The organism is Cognatiyoonia sp. IB215446, assembly GCF_033963825.1.
In the GTDB taxonomy this organism is placed as follows: Bacteria; Pseudomonadota; Alphaproteobacteria; order Rhodobacterales; family Rhodobacteraceae; genus Yoonia.
Map to the genome: position 1 here is coordinate 1,111,586 of NZ_JAXBMD010000001.1, position 16,337 is coordinate 1,127,922.

Here is a 16,337-nt window from a genome sequence, read left to right on the forward strand (position 1 = left end):
TTCGGGCGGCTATCAGGTGAGGAAGTAAACCCCGGATAGGATGATGCTTGCAATGAAAATGGTCTGGGTGACGATCAGCGCGATAGCCGAACCACCGACGGCCAAGACCTTCTTGAGATTGGTTTTCATACCCACGGCGGCGATCGCCGTCAGCAAGAGCCAGCGCGACGCTTCGGATAACAGGCCGGCGATTGTGCCGGGGATCCAGCCCAGTGAATTGAGCGTGGCGAGCAGAAGGAACCCCACGACAAAGGCCGGGATGATCGGCGGGCGCTCACCGCTTTCATCAGGGGTGGCAAAGCTGCGGATCAGAAGGGCGGCGATAATCACGACGGGGGCCAGCAGCGACACCCGGATCAGCTTCACCAGGGTCGCGGTGTCGCCCACATTCTCGGAGACCGAGAAACCGGCCCCCACCACCTGGGCCACATCATGGATGGTACCGCCAAGGAAAACACCGGCGGCCAGATCGTTCAGGCTCAACAGGTTCACGATGATCGGATAGACGATCATCGCAATGGTCGAGAGGACGGTGACGCCCATCACTGTGAACAAAAGACGTTGCTCAGATCGCTCGTCCTTCGGCAAAATCGCGGCGATGGCCAAAGCGGCGGACGCGCCGCAAATCGCCACCGAGCCAGCCGTCAGAAACGAAAACCGCCATTTCGACCCAAAGAACCGCCCGATCAGCAGGCCGAACGCAATCGTTGCGGCAACAGCTCCGATGATCAGCAGAACGAGCGGGAGGCCCAATTGCGCCGTCAGTTCCATGCTGATCCGCGCGCCCAGAAACGCGATCCCAAGGCGCAGTAAGGTCCGGGCGGCAAAGCCGACGCCTTCGACCGTTTTGCCCTCTTCCCCCAGAAAGGACAGGGCAATCCCCAACAATAGCGCCAGCAGCATGGCCGGTGTCGCATAATGCTCGGCCAACCATTGTGCTGCAATGGCGGTCAGGCCTGCGACGACAACGCCGGGAAACAGCACTTTGCTGCGCGCCGAAAGCGCTGCGGGGTTGAGAGACGCGATCACGTGACCTGTGTCCGGATCAGGCTCGCCACCGCGAGCAAGCAGAGCAAAGTCAGACAAAATGCGCGGTAATATTGCGAGAGGGTGGGGATGAACAGTTTTTGCCCCAGATAGACACCGATCATTGTGGGCACCGCAAAGATGAGCCCACGTGTGACGCCGGAGAAATCCATGACCCCAAAGATCAACAGTGTGATCATTGATGTCAGCGAGCCAAGGAAAAGAAACAGCACGAGCGAGGCGCGCATCTGGCGTGCAGGCGCGTCGCTTGCCAGTACATAAAGCGCCACAACCATACCGCCCACATGGGCAAGACCGCTGACAATCCCGGCGACGATTCCCGTGCCATAAAGTCCCGGTCTGGTCGCCAGAAACGACAGCTTCAATTTGCCAAGTTGCGATATGGCCAACACGATGATGATGCTGAGTGCGATCAGCTTGGAGGTCTCGACCGGCAGCGTCACGGTCAGCCAAAGGCCCAGCGGCCAGCCCGCGGTTGAGCCGATGACAAGGCCAATCGCCGTGCCGCGATCTGCTGCGGCCCAGCTTTCCTTGATCATCAGTACCGATGCGCTCAGTTCGAGCCACCAGAGCATCGGTAGCAGTTCAACAGGCGGCAGGATCAGGACCGCTGTCGCCATGATCAATGCGGAGAGCGCGAAACCGGAAAAGCCTCTGACAATCCCCGCCACCAAAACGATCAGCGTCAGGATCAGAAACTCCTGTGCGCTGAGATTGGTGAGGGTCAGCAGGCTCTCCATCATTCAGCGCCCCGCCTCCATCAAGCTGAGCGCGTCACGGGCAATCTGCTTTTCTTCATCAGCGACGACGACATGCACAGGCACATCTCCGAAACAGGCGAGGTGCTCCATGATCCGATCGCGGATCGGGGCCGCGTTTTCGCCGATCCCGCCGGTAAAGGCGACGGCGTCCACACCACCCATCGCCACAATGGCGGACCCTGCATGGCGTGCCGCCCAATAGCAGAAATGATCGACCGCGAACTTCGCCGCGTCATCCTCGCGTTCCAGCAGGGTCTTCATGTTGTTGTCGCCCGCCAGTGCCTGCAGGCCGGAGTTCTTGTTGAGCATCCGGTCCGTTTCATCCTCACCCAGCGATTTCGACATCCGCAGCACAGCCGCCCCATCGATATCGCCCGACCTTGTGCCCATGGTCAGACCGGAAAGCGGTGAGTATCCCATCGAGGTGGCGACAGAGCGACCATTGTGGATCGCGCAGAGACTGGTGCCGTTGCCAAGGTGAAATGCCAGCAGGCGTTTAGGCAGCGCCTCTCCAAAATCGGCGACCATATTCGCGTAAGACAGTCCGTGGAACCCATAGCGCCGGATGCCCGCATCATGATGCGTTTGCGGTATTGCGTAGCGCACGGCGACGGCGGAATTGGTGGCGTGAAACGCGGTCCCAAAGCTGCAATATTGCGGCATGTCCGGGGCAGTTTCACGCAACGCATAGATACCAGCCAGATTGTTGGGGTTGTGCAGCGGCGCCAGCGGGATCACGCTTTCGATTGTCTTGATTACCGGTAGTGTCAGGCGCGCAGGCTGGGTCAGTATCGTTCCACCATGCACAACCCGGTGTGCGGCGGCGGTGAATGCATTCAGCGGAAAACCGGCATCGGCTAACGCGCCCAGCATGCGCGTCAGCGCATCGGCATGGTCGCGCGTTTCGACCTCGGTGATGCTTTCTCCCAGCTTCAGCTCACCGACGGTGCCAAGATTGGTCACCCGCCCTGAGATGATTGAGCCGAGCGTTTCATCGAACACCTCGATCTTCAGCGAGGAGGAACCGGCGTTCAGCACCAGAATCATTTGGGCAACCCGCAACTGATCGCCGCGAGTGCGGCAGAGGCGATGCGGGCGGCAGGCGGGTCTGCGCGCGATGTCAGCAGGATGGGCACCTTGGCACCTGTTACGACGCCTGCCGCACAACCGCCGGTCAGATAGACAAAGGCTTTGAACAATGCATTGCCGGTCACGATATCGGGCACGATGATCGCATCGGCCTGTCCGGCCACCCGGTCTGCCGTCAGTTTCTTGGTGGCGACTGCCTCGGGCGACATGATCAGATCAAAGGCCAGCGGGCCAGACACATCGATACCGTCTACGTTTTCGGCGGCCCACTCGGCCAGCGCCCTGCCATCGACAGAGGAGGGTACGGATGGAATGACGCTTTCCGTCGCGGACAGGATGGCGACTTTGGGCCGATCATTGCCCAGCTTGGAGAGCAGCTTCTTGACCTCAACGATGGATGATTGCCGTGTTTCCAGATCAGGGGCCACATTGACAGCCGCATCCGAGATCAGGATCGGCCGCCCGCCATCGGGATGTGTGATGTGAAAGATATGCACAAACCGCTGGCCAGTGCGCAGCCCGGCATCGCGGCTGACGGCGGCTTTCATGAACACATCCGTGTGCAACTGCCCCTTCATCAGCACATCGGCCTCACTCGCACCGCAAAGCGCAGCAGCGACACGGCCTGCTTCTTCCTCGCCGGTGGTGTCGTGCAGGGCGTAGCCAGAGATATCCCAGTCGAGTTTCTCCGCCTCCGCCCGGATCATGTCTGCCTCGCCGACAAAGACCGGCACCATGATGCCTGCCTTCGTTGCATCCTCCGCGGCTTCCATCGGCAGCGGCGCGCCCGCGCGGGCAATGGCCACACGCGGCGGGCTGAACCGCTTGGCGCGGTCGATCAGGTCTTGCGGGACTTCGGCCTCGCGGGTGGAAAGAAACGGTGATGTCATGTCAGATCCCCATCAAGGCGCGCAGCACTCCGAGCGCGGACAGCGTCAGAAGCAACATCACCGCAAATCGCCGGAATGTGGAGGGGGACGCAGCCAAAAACTGCCGCCCGCCCAGCCACACGCCGAGGCCGAGGATCGGGAACGCCATTGCAGCGGCCAGCGCCGTGTCCCATGTCACCAAACCTCCGGCCCACATGAGCGGCAAAGTGATCAGATCGAGTCCGGTCAGATAGACGATCATCGTTGCGCGAAAAACGGGTGGTGCAACCGGTTGTGCCGACAGGAATGCGGCAACCGGCAATCCACCCACGCCCGCGCTGTTGATCGCACCCGATATCGCGCCGACGCCTGCATGGCCGGCCATGCCAATCGAACGCTGCAGTGTCCAACCTGAAAGAAGCACCAGCGCCATGATGCCGACGACCAGCGACACGATCACGCGGACATTCTCGGCTCCGGCAGACAGGATCAGCGCTACAGCGACCGGCAATACCAGCGCCGCGCCCACCAGCAAGGCGGAAACACGCCGCCAATCGATATGGCCTGCGATGCCGCGTGCCTGAAAGAGGGTCATGAGCATTTCGCATAAGAACACCACCGGGATCAGCGGCAAAGGGTTTGTCACCAGCGCGGCGAAAGCGATGAAAATCGCCGAAAACCCAAAGCCCGAATAGCCACGGACAAAAGCAGCGCCTAGCAAAGCAAAGGCGAGCGCCGCCGCAATTCCGGGGCCAAGGTCGAATGGCAACGATTACTCGGCTGCCATATCCGCCTTGTCGATGCCCGCCACACGCACAGGTTTCTTCATCGCGTCGCGGCGGAAGGGTTCGCCCAGTTCCTGGTTGAGAATAACCTCGATCAGCGTGGTTTTGTTGTTTTCCATCTGATCCTTGATCGCCTGGTTCAGCATCTCGGTCAGCTCGGTCATTGTCCTGGCCTGCACGCCTTTCAGGCCGCAAGCTTCTGCGATCCCCGCATAGGACACTTTCATGTCCAACTCGGTCCCGACGAAATTGTCGTCAAACCACAGGGTCGAGTTCCGCTTTTCCGCGCCCCATTGGTAGTTGCGGAAGACGATCTGGGTGATGGCGGGCCATTCGTCACGTCCGATGGCAGTCAGTTCGTTGACCGCGATGCCGAATGCACCGTCGCCAGCAAAGCCAATCACTGGCACGTCCGGCTGGCCGATCTTGGCACCCACGATTGAGGGCAAACCGTACCCGCAAGGCCCGAAGAGGCCGGGGGCCAAGTATTTGCGGCCCGTTGGGAAGCTTGGATAGGCGTTCCCGATGGCGCAGTTATTGCCGATATCGGACGAGATGATTGCGTTTTCGGGCATTGCGGCTTGAATGGCGCGCCACGCCTGACGGGGCGACATCCAGTCGGGGCGGGCGGCACGGGCGCGCTCGTTCCATGTGGTGCCGGGATCGTCCTGCTCGTGATCCAACGACGACAATTCCTGCGCCCAGGCCGATTTGGTCTGTGCGATCACGGCCTTGCGCTCATCACGGCCCGCATCGCCTGCGGTATCGGCCAGCTTTTCGGTGATGCCTTTTGCAACCTTCGCGGCATCGCCGACGATGCCGACTGTGACCTTTTTGGTCAGGCCAATCCGGTCGGGGTTGATATCGACCTGAATGACTTTGGCCTCGGTCGGCCAATAATCGATGCCGTAGCCGGGCAGGGTGGAGAATGGGTTCAGACGGGTGCCAAGCGCCAGCACCACATCTGCCTTGCTGATCAACTCCATCCCGGCCTTGGAGCCATTGTAGCCCAAGGGACCTGCAAAGAGCGGGTGGGAGCCGGGAAATGCATCATTGTGCTGATAGCCCACGCAGACCGGCGCATCGAGCTTTTCGGCCAGCACTTTAGAGGCTTCAATCCCGCCTTCGGCGAGCACAACGCCGGCGCCGTTCAGGATCACGGGGAATTTGGCGGTCGACAGCAGGTCGGCGGCCTTCGCGATGGAGCTTTCGCCGCCGGGGCTGGCCTCAAACTCAATCGGTTCCGGAATTTCGATGTCGACCACTTGCGTCCAGAAGTCTCGAGGGATGTTCAGCTGCGCGGGGCCAGAGAGACGCTTGGCCTTCGCGATCACGCGGGCCAGCACTTCGCAGACACGGGACGGGTCGCGCACCTCTTCCTGATACGCCACACAATCGGCAAACAGGTTCATCTGTTCCATTTCCTGAAAACCACCCTGACCGATGGTCTTGTTAGCCGCTTGCGGAGTGACCAAGAGGCATGGCGTGTGGTTCCAATAGGCCGTTTTCACTGCCGTGACGAAATTGGTGATGCCGGGGCCGTTTTGCGCGATCATCATCGACATCTCGCCAGTTGCGCGGGTGTAGCCATCGGCCATCATGCCAGCGGAGCCTTCATGTGCGCAGTCCCAGAATGTGATGCCGGCAGCGGGGAAGATGTCGGATATGGGCATCATGGCCGATCCGATAATCCCGAAGGCGTGCCGGATGCCGTGGGCCTGAAGTGTTTTGACAAAAGCCTCTTCGGTGGTCATCTTCATGGATGCGATCCTCCTCAGTTAATACGATGATTGACCGCACGTCATGCGGCTTGCAGCTTGGCTCGGAAACTAGAAAGAGTTGCTGCGGATCGTTAGGTCCAATTGGTGATATGCTTTATGGCCAGAGTGATAATTTTTGATACCATAAGTCTCAAAAATCATCCATATCGGATCGCATCGCCCAGCAAACGGATCCCTTCCGGGATGCGTGATGCGGGGATTGAGGAATAGGCGAGGCGCAGGTAGTTTTTCGGCGGCATGCTTGCCGCGAAGAACGGAGCGCCCGGTTCGACAAGGACGCTGTCATGGCGCAGTTTTTCGGCCAAAATCGTCGTATCAATATCGTCCGGCGCGCGCAGCCAAACGGATGACCCGCCATAGGTCCCCTGACCCGCCACGGTCAGATCCTGATTGCGCAGTGAATCTTCCATAACCTGCTGCCGCTCATGATATGCCTTGCTCATCCGGCGGATAAGCGCGTCATAATGTCCAAGGGACAGGTAATAGGCGACCGTGCGCTGGATATGCCCCGGCGGGTGCCGCAGCACTGTCGCACGCAGCGCCCGCGCCTGGCGGATAAAGGGGGCAGGGCCGACCAGATAACCAAGGCGCAACCCCGGAAACAGCGATTTCGAGAATGACCCGACATAGATCACCCGGCCATTCTCATCGAGCGATTTGAGCGATGGTGACGGAGATTTGAGGAACGACATCTCAAACTCGTAATCATCCTCGACAATCACGAAATCCTGCGCCTCGGCCTTTTGCAGAAGCGCCTGACGGCGCGACAATGGCATTGTTGCGGTGGTGGGGCATTGATGGCTGGGCGTGGTGAAGACCACGTCGGTATCGGCGGGCAATGCGTCAGGCGGCAGCCCGTCCCTGTCAACCGGCACCATGCTCAGCTGGCAGCGCGATTGGGTGAGGATGTTGCGCAAGGCAGGATAGCAGGGATCCTCAATCGCGGCCCGTCTGCGGCTGTTCAGCAGCACCTGTGCCGACAGCCACAACGCATTCTGCGCGCCCATCGTTACCAGAATTTCATCGCTACCCGCCAGAATGCCACGGCGCGGGAGGGTCTGTCTGGCGATGAACTCAACCAGTTGCGGGTCGTCGCCGTCAAAATAGTCGGAGGTGAGGGCGCCGAAATCGCGCATGCCCAAGGCGCGCAGGGCGCAAAGCCGCCAGTTGGCGCTGTCAAAAAGCGTCTTATCCGCCTGTCCGTAAATGAACGGATAGCGAAAGCTGGCCCAGTCCGCGGGCTTGTCGAGGCTCAGTCCCGGTGTGAACCGTTGCCCAATCGCCCGGCTCCAGTCGACTGTTCCTATTGTGGCACGCTGCGCGGGAAAGGCGGGTGGTTCCGGCGCGTTTTCGGAGACGAAATACCCCGAGCGCCCGCGCGATCGCAGGTAGTCATCCGCGACCAGTTCGGTATAGGCCAGCGTGACGGTGATCCGGCTGACACCCAGATGTGTGGCCATCTTGCGCGAGGATGGAAGGCGTTCACCCGGGCGAAAGCGACCCGCCAGAATGCCCTGCGCAATCATCTGCTGAATGCGCGCCTGCAACGTGCCCTCGCCAGAGGGATCAAGAAAAAAGGTTTCGACAGAGATCGACATGGTCTGGCCTTAACTGTGCGCCAGACTGGATATAATGCGCCGGCAATGCAAGGCACCACCGGCTTATTGCTTTATCTACCCCAGAACGCGGGTAATCGCCTGATCCACCGCGTCGGTCACGTGGTCCAGATCATCCTTGGTCGCGATCAGGGCCGGTGCGAACAACAACGTGTTGTTGTATCCGGGCAGCGAGCGGTTCGTGGCGCCAATGATCACGCCTTGAGCCATGCAATCCGCTACAATCGCTGCGCAATGCTTCTCGTCAACGGGTTCTTTGGTGTCGCGGTCCTTGACCAGTTCGATCCCGGCAAAAAGCCCCATGCCGCGGATGTCACCGACCCAAGCATGTTTAGCCATCAGTTCCGAGAGATTACCCATCAGGTGTTCCCCCATCGCGGCGGAATTGCCCAGCAGGTCTTCCTCTTCGATGATTTTCATGTTCTCGATGGCCGCCGCCGGGCCGCCAGTGCAGCCGCCAAAGGTCGAGATATCGCGGAAATAGCTCATCTTGTCGGTGTCGTCTTTAAACATCTCAAAGACGCGATCCGTCGTGACACAGCAAGAAATCGCGGCATAGCCAGAGGCGACGCCCTTGGCCATCGTCACGATGTCGGGCTGCACGCCGAATTGCTGATAGCCGAACCAAGTGCCCGTGCGGCCAAGCCCGCAGACGACTTCATCAATATGCAAAAGGATATCGTATTTGCGGCAGATTTCCTGCACACGCTCCCAATAGCCCTTGGGCGGCACGATGATGCCGCCGCCTGCTGTGATCGGCTCAAGACAGAGCGCGCCAATGGTGTCCGGGCCCTCGGCGAGGATCACATCTTCGACCGCTTGCGCCGCCTTCACACCATATTCTTCACCGGTTGAGCCGTCTTGCGACCGATATTCCAGGCAATGCGGCACCCGCACAAAGCCGGGGGCGAAGGGGCCATATTGCGCGTTGCGTTCGTCCTGCCCACCAGCGGACATCGCGGCGATGGTGGAGCCGTGATAATCACGCTCGCGATAGAGGATCTTTTGCTTTTTGCCGCCATAATGCTTGTGGCTGATCTGGCGGACCATTTTGAAGGCTTTCTCATTCGCCTCAGACCCCGAATTGGCGTAATAGACACGGTCCATGCCCGGCATCTTGTCCATCAACATCTCGGCAAACTGCGCACCAGGGATCGACCCTGCCGTGCCGCCGAAAAAGCACATCTTGGTCACCTGCTCGGCAATGGCCTTGCCGATGCGTTCGCGACCATAGCCCACATTCACCGTCCAGACCCCGCCCGACACGGCGTCGACATGCTCTTTCCCCTTGATGTCCCAGACACGCAGGCCCTTGCCCTCAACAATGATGCGCGGGTCGGTCGTCTCAAACGGTTTGTGCTGGATCAGGTGATGCCAGACATGGGCGCGGTCGGCCTCGACCACATGTTCGGGATCATTTGCGAAGTGTTGCGTGTCCATATCCAATGCTCCTGCAAGAAAATCAGCGGTGGCGCGAATCCTCGCAAGTATACCGCATTTCGTATCAGCTTGCCTCTACGGCAGACGGAGACAATAGGGCCAGGCGCAAGGCATGTTTAGGTCCAAACGGGTGCCGCTTGTGCAGCGACAGGTCAGGTCGTAGCGATTGCACCTTGACCTTCCTGTAACTGGAACCCTTATCTGGAGAGTAGAGGTGCATGATGGCTCAGACAGCTGACCTGAAATTTGACGTCCAGGGGATGAATTGCGGCTCTTGCGTGGGCCGTGTGGAAGCGGCCTTGCGCAAGACACCCGGCGTGATCGCGGCGAATGTCAATCTGGCCAGCGGCGTCGCGACCGTCACGACGACAGGCGACCACGCGGCACCGCTCAGGTCGATGGCCGAGATCGGTTATGCGGCGTCGCCGGTAGAGACGGTGACGGACAAAACCGAAGCACAGGATGCCGAGACGAAAATCGCGCTGCAGCGTTTTCTGCTGGCGGCGATCCTAACCCTGCCGGTCTTCGTGCTTGAGATGGGCGGGCATCTTTTTCCCAGCCTGCACCATTTGATCGCCCGCACCATCGGGATGGAGGTCAGTTGGACCATTCAGTTCGTTCTGACCCTGCTGGTGCTGGCCGTTCCCGGACGGGTGTTCTTTGAAAAAGGCGTGCCCTCGCTGATCAAACGCGCACCGGACATGAATGCGCTGGTGGTGCTGGGGGCGGGGGCTGCATTTCTGTTCTCTACCGTCGCGCTTTTCGCCCCAGGATGGCTACCAGCCGCTGCGCGCGCGGTTTACTTTGAGGCAGCGGCGGTGATCGTCACACTGATCCTGCTGGGTCGCTGGCTCGAAGCGCGGGCCAAGGGGCGGACGGGTGCGGCGATCAAGCGCCTTTTGGGGCTGCGTCCCACGACCGCGCGCGTGGTAGGAGAGGGGCAGGAGATTGAAATCCCGCTGGCCGCGGTTGCGGTGGGTGACGTCCTGCGAGTCCGTCCGGGCGAGCGCATCCCGGCCGATGGTGAACTCGTTGAGGGCCATGCCTTTGTCGATGAAAGCATGATCACGGGCGAGCCTGTGGCGATTGAAAAATCCCCCGGCGATTCATTGGTGGGCGGCACGGTCAATGGCAATGCTGCAATTCTCCTGCGCGCAACGGCCATTGGGGAAGAGACGATGCTCGCCCGCATCATCGCGATGGTGGCGGACGCCCAAGGCGCGCGTCTGCCTGTGCAGGATATCGTGAACCGTATCACGGCCTGGTTTGTGCCCGCTGTCATGGTTCTTGCCGTGGTCGCGGTCCTGATCTGGCTGGCCTTCGGGCCCGATCCGGTTTTGTCCTATGCATTGGTGGCGGGCGTCTCGGTCCTGATTATCGCGTGCCCCTGCGCGATGGGTCTGGCGACGCCCATGTCGATTATTGTCGGCACCGGGCGCGCGGCGGATTTGGGCGTGCTGTTCCGGCAAGGCGATGCGCTGCAAGCGTTGCAGGGTGTCGATGTGGTCGCCTTCGACAAGACTGGGACATTGACCAAGGGTGAGCCAGTGGTGGCGCATGTCGCGGTGCTGGACGGTGATCAATCCAGCATGCTGCGTCTCGTTGCAGCCGTAGAGGCGCAATCAGAGCATCCGTTGGCGCAGGCCATCTTGGCAGAGGCGACAGGTCCCTTGCCTGATGCGAAAGATGTCACCGCTATTCCGGGTCATGGTTTGCGCGGACGGGTTGAGGGCCATGTCGTGCTGGTTGGCAATGCTGCGCTGTTGCAGCGCTTTGGCATTGATCCATCAGACCTTGCAGAGATTGCGGAAGAAGCCGCTTCGAGTGGCCAAACACCCGTCTATGTTGCGATTGATGAGCGCGCTGTGGGCATAATCGCGATTGCGGACAGCTTGCGCGACAGTGCTGCTGATACAGTGATGGCGCTGCGCGAGTTGGGGCGCGATGTTGTCCTTGTCACCGGTGACACGCATGCGGCCGGTAGGGCGATTGGTGAGAGTTTGGGTGTCAGCGACGTGGTGGCCGAGGTCCTGCCAGAAGGGAAGGTCGAAGCCATCCGCGATCTACAGGCGGCGGGCAAGAAGGTTGCTTTCGTCGGCGACGGCATCAATGACGCGCCGGTTCTGGCGACAGCGGATGTGGGCATCGCGCTGGGCACCGGAACGGATGTGGCAGTCGAAAGCGCGGATGTCGTGCTGATGTCGGGCGACCCGTTTGGCGTGGTCAAAGCGATCCGGATCAGCCGTGCGACCTTGCGGAATATCTGGCAGAACCTTGGCTGGGCCTTTGGCTATAACGTGCTGCTGATCCCGGTTGCGGCGGGTATTCTTTTCCCGGTCTGGGGGATTTTGTTGTCTCCCGCACTTGCGGCGGGGGCGATGGCGCTCTCAAGCGTGCTGGTCGTGACCAACGCCTTGCGGCTGCGGAAGGTGGGCGGATGAACATCTCTGATGTTGCGGAACGGACCGGATTGCCAGCGAAGACGATCCGCTACTATGAAGAGATCGGGCTTGTCACGCCGCGGCGCAGCGCAAATGGATATCGCGTCTTTGCCGAAAGTGATGCGCATAAGCTGACCTTCCTCGCGCGAGCGCGGAACTTGGGCTTTTCGATCGAAGATTGCCGCAATCTGCTCGCCCTGTGGGAGGATCGCAGCCGCGCGAGCGCGGATGTGCACCGGATCGCGGCGCAGCATCTGGATGATATTGATCGCAGAATCAATGATTTAGCGGCGATGCGCGACACCCTGTCGGACCTCGTGCGGAAATGCAGCGGTGACGACCGGCCCGACTGTCCGATCCTGGCGGATTTGGCGGGGTCATGAAATTGTCCTGATCCTGCCTTTGGCTGGTAAAGATTCCCTTTCATCAACGTATCAGAACGACAAGAGGCGTATGATGACGGTTTTGAAATCTCTTTGTTTTGGACTTGTGGTAATGATGGTTCTGGCGGCCGTGATCCTGCCGGAAGACGCACAAAAAGCCATGGTCATCGATATGATCGGCAAGGGTGTTTTCGTCAGTTTCGGGTTGTTGTTTGTCGGATATGTGGTGCGTTTCATGCGCTGGCGTGCGGCCAAACCTGCACCGCAGCCGGAGGTCCGGGTGAGCGGTCAGGCGGTTATCGTCGACGGCGCGAATGTGATGAATTGGGGTGGCAAACCATCCGTTGAGGTTCTCTCTAAAGTTTTGAAAGAATTGGGTTATCGCGGTCTGAGCCCGGTTGTTTATTTCGATGATGAAGCGGCGCGGAAGCTCACCGGCAAGCGCATGCGCCCTGCGGCAATGGCTGCGGAACTGGGCCTGCCGCAAGAGCAGATTGTCTTTGCGCCTAAGCGGATGACGGCGGATGAGGTGCTGCTGGAACACGCGGTGAATGACAATCTGCGCGTCGTCACCAATGACACATTCGGTGATCTTGCCCAGAAGTTCCCGAAGGTGGCCGAGGCCGGTTTCCTGATCAAGGGAATGTGGAAAGGCGGCAATGTGATCCTGCTCGGATTGGGGCGGCCATCCGCCGCTTGAGACGCTGCGAAGGGGCGTACAGAACCCGTACAGATGCTGTACAGAACCTGTACGTACAGTTGTACGGCACTTTCGCGGGTTAATGGCTCATCAAAACGGGGATTGTTGCGCGTGACGCGATCTCTTGCGTAACGCCGCCGATCAGCCCTTCGCGCAGCGGTGAGTGTTCGTAGGCGCCCATGACCAGCAGACCGGCGCCGACGCTTTCGCAATGATCCATCAGTGTGTGTGCGATTGACCGGCTGTCGCGGGTAAGTTCAGTCAGCGTGACGCGCAGGTCGTGGCGTTCGAAGAATTGTGCGATGTCGAAATCGGGCAAGGTCTGTGCGAAGGGCAGTCTGCCGACCGAGACGATTTCGATCTTGTCGCTCGGGTCCAAGATTTGCATCGCATCTGCGAGTGCGCGTGCGGCGGCCCGGCCTCCGTCCCATGCGATGACCACATGGCGCCCGGTCAGCGCACCACTATAGTCGGCGGGGAAGCTGATCACAGGCCTGCCGCTGTCGAGCGTGACCTTCTCGGGGCGGATTTCCAGATGCTCTTGTCCGTAAGCCGGATCCTCATGCATTCCCAGCACCGTGACATCGTAAAGACGGGCGTAAGCTGCCAGGGTGCGGTGGACCGGTCCCTTGTTCTCGATCCAGTGCCGTTTGTCCTCGGGGATATCGGCGCAGCGTTCCATGAATTTGTCGCGGATCATCTGGATGGCCTGCGTGTCGACCTCCAAGAGCGCGTCCTGCACCTTTTGCGGCATCCAGGGCTGGATGCGACCCGCGAGGTTTGAATCGCCATAGGCAAAAAGGCAGGTCAGATGCGCGTCGTAATGCTTTTGCATCGCGATGGCGCCCTGAAGTGCTGCATCCGCGCTGGGCAGGCCATTATAGGCCACGAGGATGTTCTTGATACTCACCCGTAAAGCCCGGCGGATTTGCCGCGCAGTTGGATGAGCGCCAGCACAGTGTCGATGGTGGGCGTTGGTGTGTCGGTGACCCGACCGAGTTCCTGCACAGAGCCGACAAGGGCGTCGATCTCCATCGGGCGGCCCGCGTCGAGGTCTTGCAGCATGGAGGTGCGGTGTGCGCCGACGGCAGCGCCTCCATCGATCCGGCGGTCGACGTCGATGGGGAATTTCACGCCCAGCTTCTCGGCGATCTCTTGCGCCTCGACCATCATGCCGCGTGCGACAGCGCGCGTGCCGGGATCGGTGCAGAGGACATCGAGCGTGGCATGGGTGAGCGCGGAGATCGGGTTGAACGACAGATTTCCCCAGAGTTTGACCCAGATTTCGTCGCGCAGGCGCGGCCTGACAGGCGCTTTGAGCCCGGCGGCGGCGAGCGCTTTGGAGAGCGCCATGGCGCGGTCAGATTTGCTACCGTCCGGCTCGCCCAAGGAGAACCGGTTGCCTTCGATATGTTTGATCGTGCCCGGCTCAGAGACTTCTGCCGCCGGATAGACCACGCAGCCCAGCACGTGGTCGGGGCCGAACCCGTCCCATTGCGCGTTGCCAGGATCGACGCTTTCGAGGCGTGTGCCTTCAAGATCCGTTCCGATCTTGTGAAAGTACCACCACGGCACGCCGTTCACACCGCTGACGATGGTTGTGTCATCACCGATGAGCGGTTGCATCTTGTCCACGATGGGCGGGACGGAATGCGCCTTGAGCGTGACGATCACATAATCCTGTGGGCCGAGGTCGGCGGGGTTGTCGCTGGCCGTGACCGTGACGGTGACCGGGTCCTGATCTTCTTCGATCAGGGTCAGACCCTTGTCTTTCATCGCCGCCAGATGCGGGCCGCGTGCGACGAGGCTCACATCCGCCCCGGCCTGTGCGAGCTTCACGCCCATATAGCCACCGATGGCGCCGGCGCCGAAAATACAGATCTTCATTTTATGCGCTTTCCACCAGCCCGAGTTTTTCGGCAAGGCCGATGCGTTGCATCTTGCCGGTCGCACCTTTGGGGATTTCGTCCATTATGACGACTTTGCGCGGCACCTTGAAATCCGCCATGCGTTCGGCGGCGAAGGCGCGGATGTCTTTTTCGGTGGCCTCGGACCCTTCGGTCAGGACGATGGCGGCGGCGACTTCCTCACCCAGTTTCGGGTGGGGCAGGGCGAAGGTGACGACTTGTGCGACGTCAGGGTGGTCGAGGAGGACGCCATCCACCTCAAGCGGGCTGATCTTTTCGCCGCCGCGGTTGATGATCTCTTTCAGGCGACCGGTCAGGTGCAGATAGCCCTCGTCATCAAAGGCCCCCTGATCGCCGGTGCGGAACCAGCGGGCGCCTTCGGCCTCAAAGAAGTTCTTGGCATTGGCGTCGGGGTTGGATTCGTAGCCGGGGGTCACATTGGGGCCGGAGATGACGACCTCTCCGGTGCCATCGATCAGCGCGTTATCTGTCTCATGCGCGATGCGGATCGCGGGGCCTGCGGGCATGCCGACGGCACCGGGTTTCTGGCGACCGGCGCTGAGCGGATTGCAGGCCATCTGGTGGGCGGCCTCGGTCATGCCGTACGCCTCGACGACCGGGGCCTTGAAGGTTTCGTTGAGCGCGACCATGATCTGGGCGGGCAGGGAGGCGGAGGAGGAGCGCAGGAACCGGAGTGGGTTCGCGGCGATGATGTCGGCGTTGCGGGTAGCGCGCGATAGGATCGCCTGATGCATCGTGGGGACGGCGGTGTACCAGGTTGGTTGCGCCTCTTTCATCCAGGGGAAGAATTGCAGGGCGTTGAAGCCGGGCGCGCACCAGATCGAGGCACCGGCGGCGAGGGAGGCCGCGACGGCGGCGATCAGGCCGTGGATGTGGAAAAGCGGCATCACGTTCATGCAGCGGTCGGCGCTGGTGAGCTCCAGCGAGGCGCGGATATGCTCGGCCGAGGCGGCGACGTTTGATTGCAGAAGCGGGACGATCTTGGGCCGTGACGTTGTGCCGGAGGTGTGCAGGATCAGGGCGACGTTGTCGGCTGTTGGGGCGTCAGTGCTTGCGCTGCCCGTCGTGTCTGAGGCGAGTGTGAAATGACCCGCTGGTGCGCCCTCGGCCACGTGTAGCCGGATAATTGCCATGCCCGCCTTGGTCGCTGCGGCCACGGCCGGGCCGTCATCTTCGGCGGTGACGACAAGTGCCTTGGCCTGCAGGTCCGAGAGATAGAAGTCATACTCTTCTTCCCGGTACGCGGGGTTTAGCGGTGCCGTTGTCGCGGTTTGTGCAATGGTGATGAAGGCCGTCGCCATTTCCGGCCCGTTCGGCAGCACGATGGCCACACGGTCGCTGGCACCGATCCCCAAGCCGTGCAGGGCGCCCATCACGTCGCAGCTCAGTTCACGCAAGCCATCGTAATCCAGCCAGGGCCGTCCGGGGGCGCCGATGGCAGGGCTGTCGCCCCGGTGACCGGTCAAAAGTGCGCTCATCGTTGTGTGCATTGGGGTA

At 60.7% G+C, this 16,337-nt stretch carries 14 protein-coding genes; 3 read left to right on the top strand and 11 right to left on the bottom strand.

Annotated elements, in window-relative coordinates; genetic code table 11:
• Positions 1–12: 12 nt before the first annotated feature.
• From SLH49_RS05595 to SLH49_RS05630, 8 genes are all read right to left on the bottom strand, one after another.
• Positions 13–1,029, bottom strand: a complete 1,017-nt coding sequence (locus SLH49_RS05595; RefSeq protein ID WP_320268522.1) for a YeiH family protein — start codon at positions 1,027–1,029, stop codon at positions 13–15.
• Entirely contained in the window at positions 1,026–1,790 is a 765-nt protein-coding gene (locus tag SLH49_RS05600) for a sulfite exporter TauE/SafE family protein (RefSeq protein ID WP_320268160.1), read from the bottom strand. Before SLH49_RS05600 ends, SLH49_RS05595 begins: the two co-directional genes overlap by 4 nt.
• Complete coding sequence (locus tag SLH49_RS05605; protein WP_320268161.1) at positions 1,791–2,855, bottom strand: acetate kinase; 1,065 nt, start codon at positions 2,853–2,855, stop codon at positions 1,791–1,793.
• Positions 2,852–3,787 carry a phosphate acyltransferase gene (locus SLH49_RS05610; protein WP_320268162.1) on the bottom strand — a complete coding sequence of 312 codons (936 nt, stop codon included), beginning with the start codon at positions 3,785–3,787 and terminating at the stop codon, positions 2,852–2,854. Before SLH49_RS05610 ends, SLH49_RS05605 begins: the two co-directional genes overlap by 4 nt.
• A gap of 1 nt (position 3,788) precedes the next feature.
• A complete protein-coding gene (locus tag SLH49_RS05615; RefSeq protein WP_320268163.1) occupies positions 3,789–4,535 on the bottom strand; it encodes a TSUP family transporter in 747 nt (248 codons plus the stop codon).
• A 3-nt stretch (positions 4,536–4,538) separates the two neighbouring features.
• Entirely contained in the window at positions 4,539–6,311 is a 1,773-nt protein-coding gene (xsc, locus tag SLH49_RS05620; protein ID WP_320268164.1) for a sulfoacetaldehyde acetyltransferase, read from the bottom strand.
• A gap of 158 nt (positions 6,312–6,469) precedes the next feature.
• Entirely contained in the window at positions 6,470–7,930 is a 1,461-nt protein-coding gene (locus SLH49_RS05625; RefSeq protein ID WP_320268165.1) for a PLP-dependent aminotransferase family protein, read from the bottom strand.
• A 75-nt stretch (positions 7,931–8,005) separates the two neighbouring features.
• On the bottom strand, positions 8,006–9,388 hold the full coding sequence (locus tag SLH49_RS05630) for an aspartate aminotransferase family protein (protein ID WP_320268166.1): 1,383 nt from the start codon (positions 9,386–9,388) through the stop codon (positions 8,006–8,008).
• A 218-nt stretch (positions 9,389–9,606) separates the two neighbouring features.
• Between SLH49_RS05630 and SLH49_RS05635 the strand changes: the two genes are divergently transcribed.
• From SLH49_RS05635 to SLH49_RS05645, 3 genes are all read left to right on the top strand, one after another.
• Entirely contained in the window at positions 9,607–11,829 is a 2,223-nt protein-coding gene (locus tag SLH49_RS05635; protein WP_320268167.1) for a heavy metal translocating P-type ATPase, read from the top strand.
• Positions 11,826–12,212: a Cu(I)-responsive transcriptional regulator gene (gene cueR / locus SLH49_RS05640; RefSeq protein WP_320268168.1), complete on the top strand. Its 387-nt coding sequence runs from the start codon at positions 11,826–11,828 to the stop codon at positions 12,210–12,212. The genes SLH49_RS05635 and cueR overlap by 4 nt, the downstream gene beginning before the upstream one ends.
• Before the next feature lie 112 nt (positions 12,213–12,324).
• Positions 12,325–12,912: an NYN domain-containing protein gene (locus SLH49_RS05645; protein ID WP_320268169.1), complete on the top strand. Its 588-nt coding sequence runs from the start codon at positions 12,325–12,327 to the stop codon at positions 12,910–12,912.
• 79 nt (positions 12,913–12,991) lie between these two features.
• Here the strand turns inward: SLH49_RS05645 and SLH49_RS05650 are convergent, their stop codons facing one another.
• Genes SLH49_RS05650 through SLH49_RS05660 form a run of 3 tightly spaced genes read right to left on the bottom strand, consistent with a single transcriptional unit; the run spans position 12,992 to position 16,330 of the window.
• A complete protein-coding gene (locus tag SLH49_RS05650) occupies positions 12,992–13,822 on the bottom strand; it encodes a universal stress protein (protein ID WP_320268170.1) in 831 nt (276 codons plus the stop codon).
• Positions 13,819–14,799 (bottom strand): 2-dehydropantoate 2-reductase, encoded by a 981-nt coding sequence (locus tag SLH49_RS05655; RefSeq protein WP_320268171.1) that lies wholly within the window; start codon positions 14,797–14,799, stop codon positions 13,819–13,821. The genes SLH49_RS05650 and SLH49_RS05655 overlap by 4 nt, the downstream gene beginning before the upstream one ends.
• A gap of 1 nt (position 14,800) precedes the next feature.
• A complete protein-coding gene (locus SLH49_RS05660) occupies positions 14,801–16,330 on the bottom strand; it encodes an acyl--CoA ligase (RefSeq protein WP_320268172.1) in 1,530 nt (509 codons plus the stop codon).
• Positions 16,331–16,337: the final 7 nt, after the last annotated feature.

Bases quoted from the DNA above. Each gene is read 5' to 3' on its own strand.
- SLH49_RS05655 (WP_320268171.1), bottom strand. From the start codon at position 14,799: ATGAAGATCTGTATTTTCGGCGCCGGCGCCATCGGTGGCTATATGGGC.
- SLH49_RS05635 (WP_320268167.1), top strand. From the start codon at position 9,607: ATGATGGCTCAGACAGCTGACCTGAAATTTGACGTCCAGGGGATGAAT.
- SLH49_RS05660 (WP_320268172.1), bottom strand. From the start codon at position 16,330: ATGCACACAACGATGAGCGCACTTTTGACCGGTCACCGGGGCGACAGC.
- SLH49_RS05610 (WP_320268162.1), bottom strand. From the start codon at position 3,787: ATGACATCACCGTTTCTTTCCACCCGCGAGGCCGAAGTCCCGCAAGAC.
- cueR (WP_320268168.1), top strand. From the start codon at position 11,826: ATGAACATCTCTGATGTTGCGGAACGGACCGGATTGCCAGCGAAGACG.
- xsc (WP_320268164.1), bottom strand. From the start codon at position 6,311: ATGAAGATGACCACCGAAGAGGCTTTTGTCAAAACACTTCAGGCCCAC.
- SLH49_RS05645 (WP_320268169.1), top strand. From the start codon at position 12,325: ATGATGGTTCTGGCGGCCGTGATCCTGCCGGAAGACGCACAAAAAGCC.
- SLH49_RS05625 (WP_320268165.1), bottom strand. From the start codon at position 7,930: ATGTCGATCTCTGTCGAAACCTTTTTTCTTGATCCCTCTGGCGAGGGC.
- SLH49_RS05630 (WP_320268166.1), bottom strand. From the start codon at position 9,388: ATGGACACGCAACACTTCGCAAATGATCCCGAACATGTGGTCGAGGCC.
- SLH49_RS05600 (WP_320268160.1), bottom strand. From the start codon at position 1,790: ATGATGGAGAGCCTGCTGACCCTCACCAATCTCAGCGCACAGGAGTTT.
- SLH49_RS05605 (WP_320268161.1), bottom strand. From the start codon at position 2,855: ATGATTCTGGTGCTGAACGCCGGTTCCTCCTCGCTGAAGATCGAGGTG.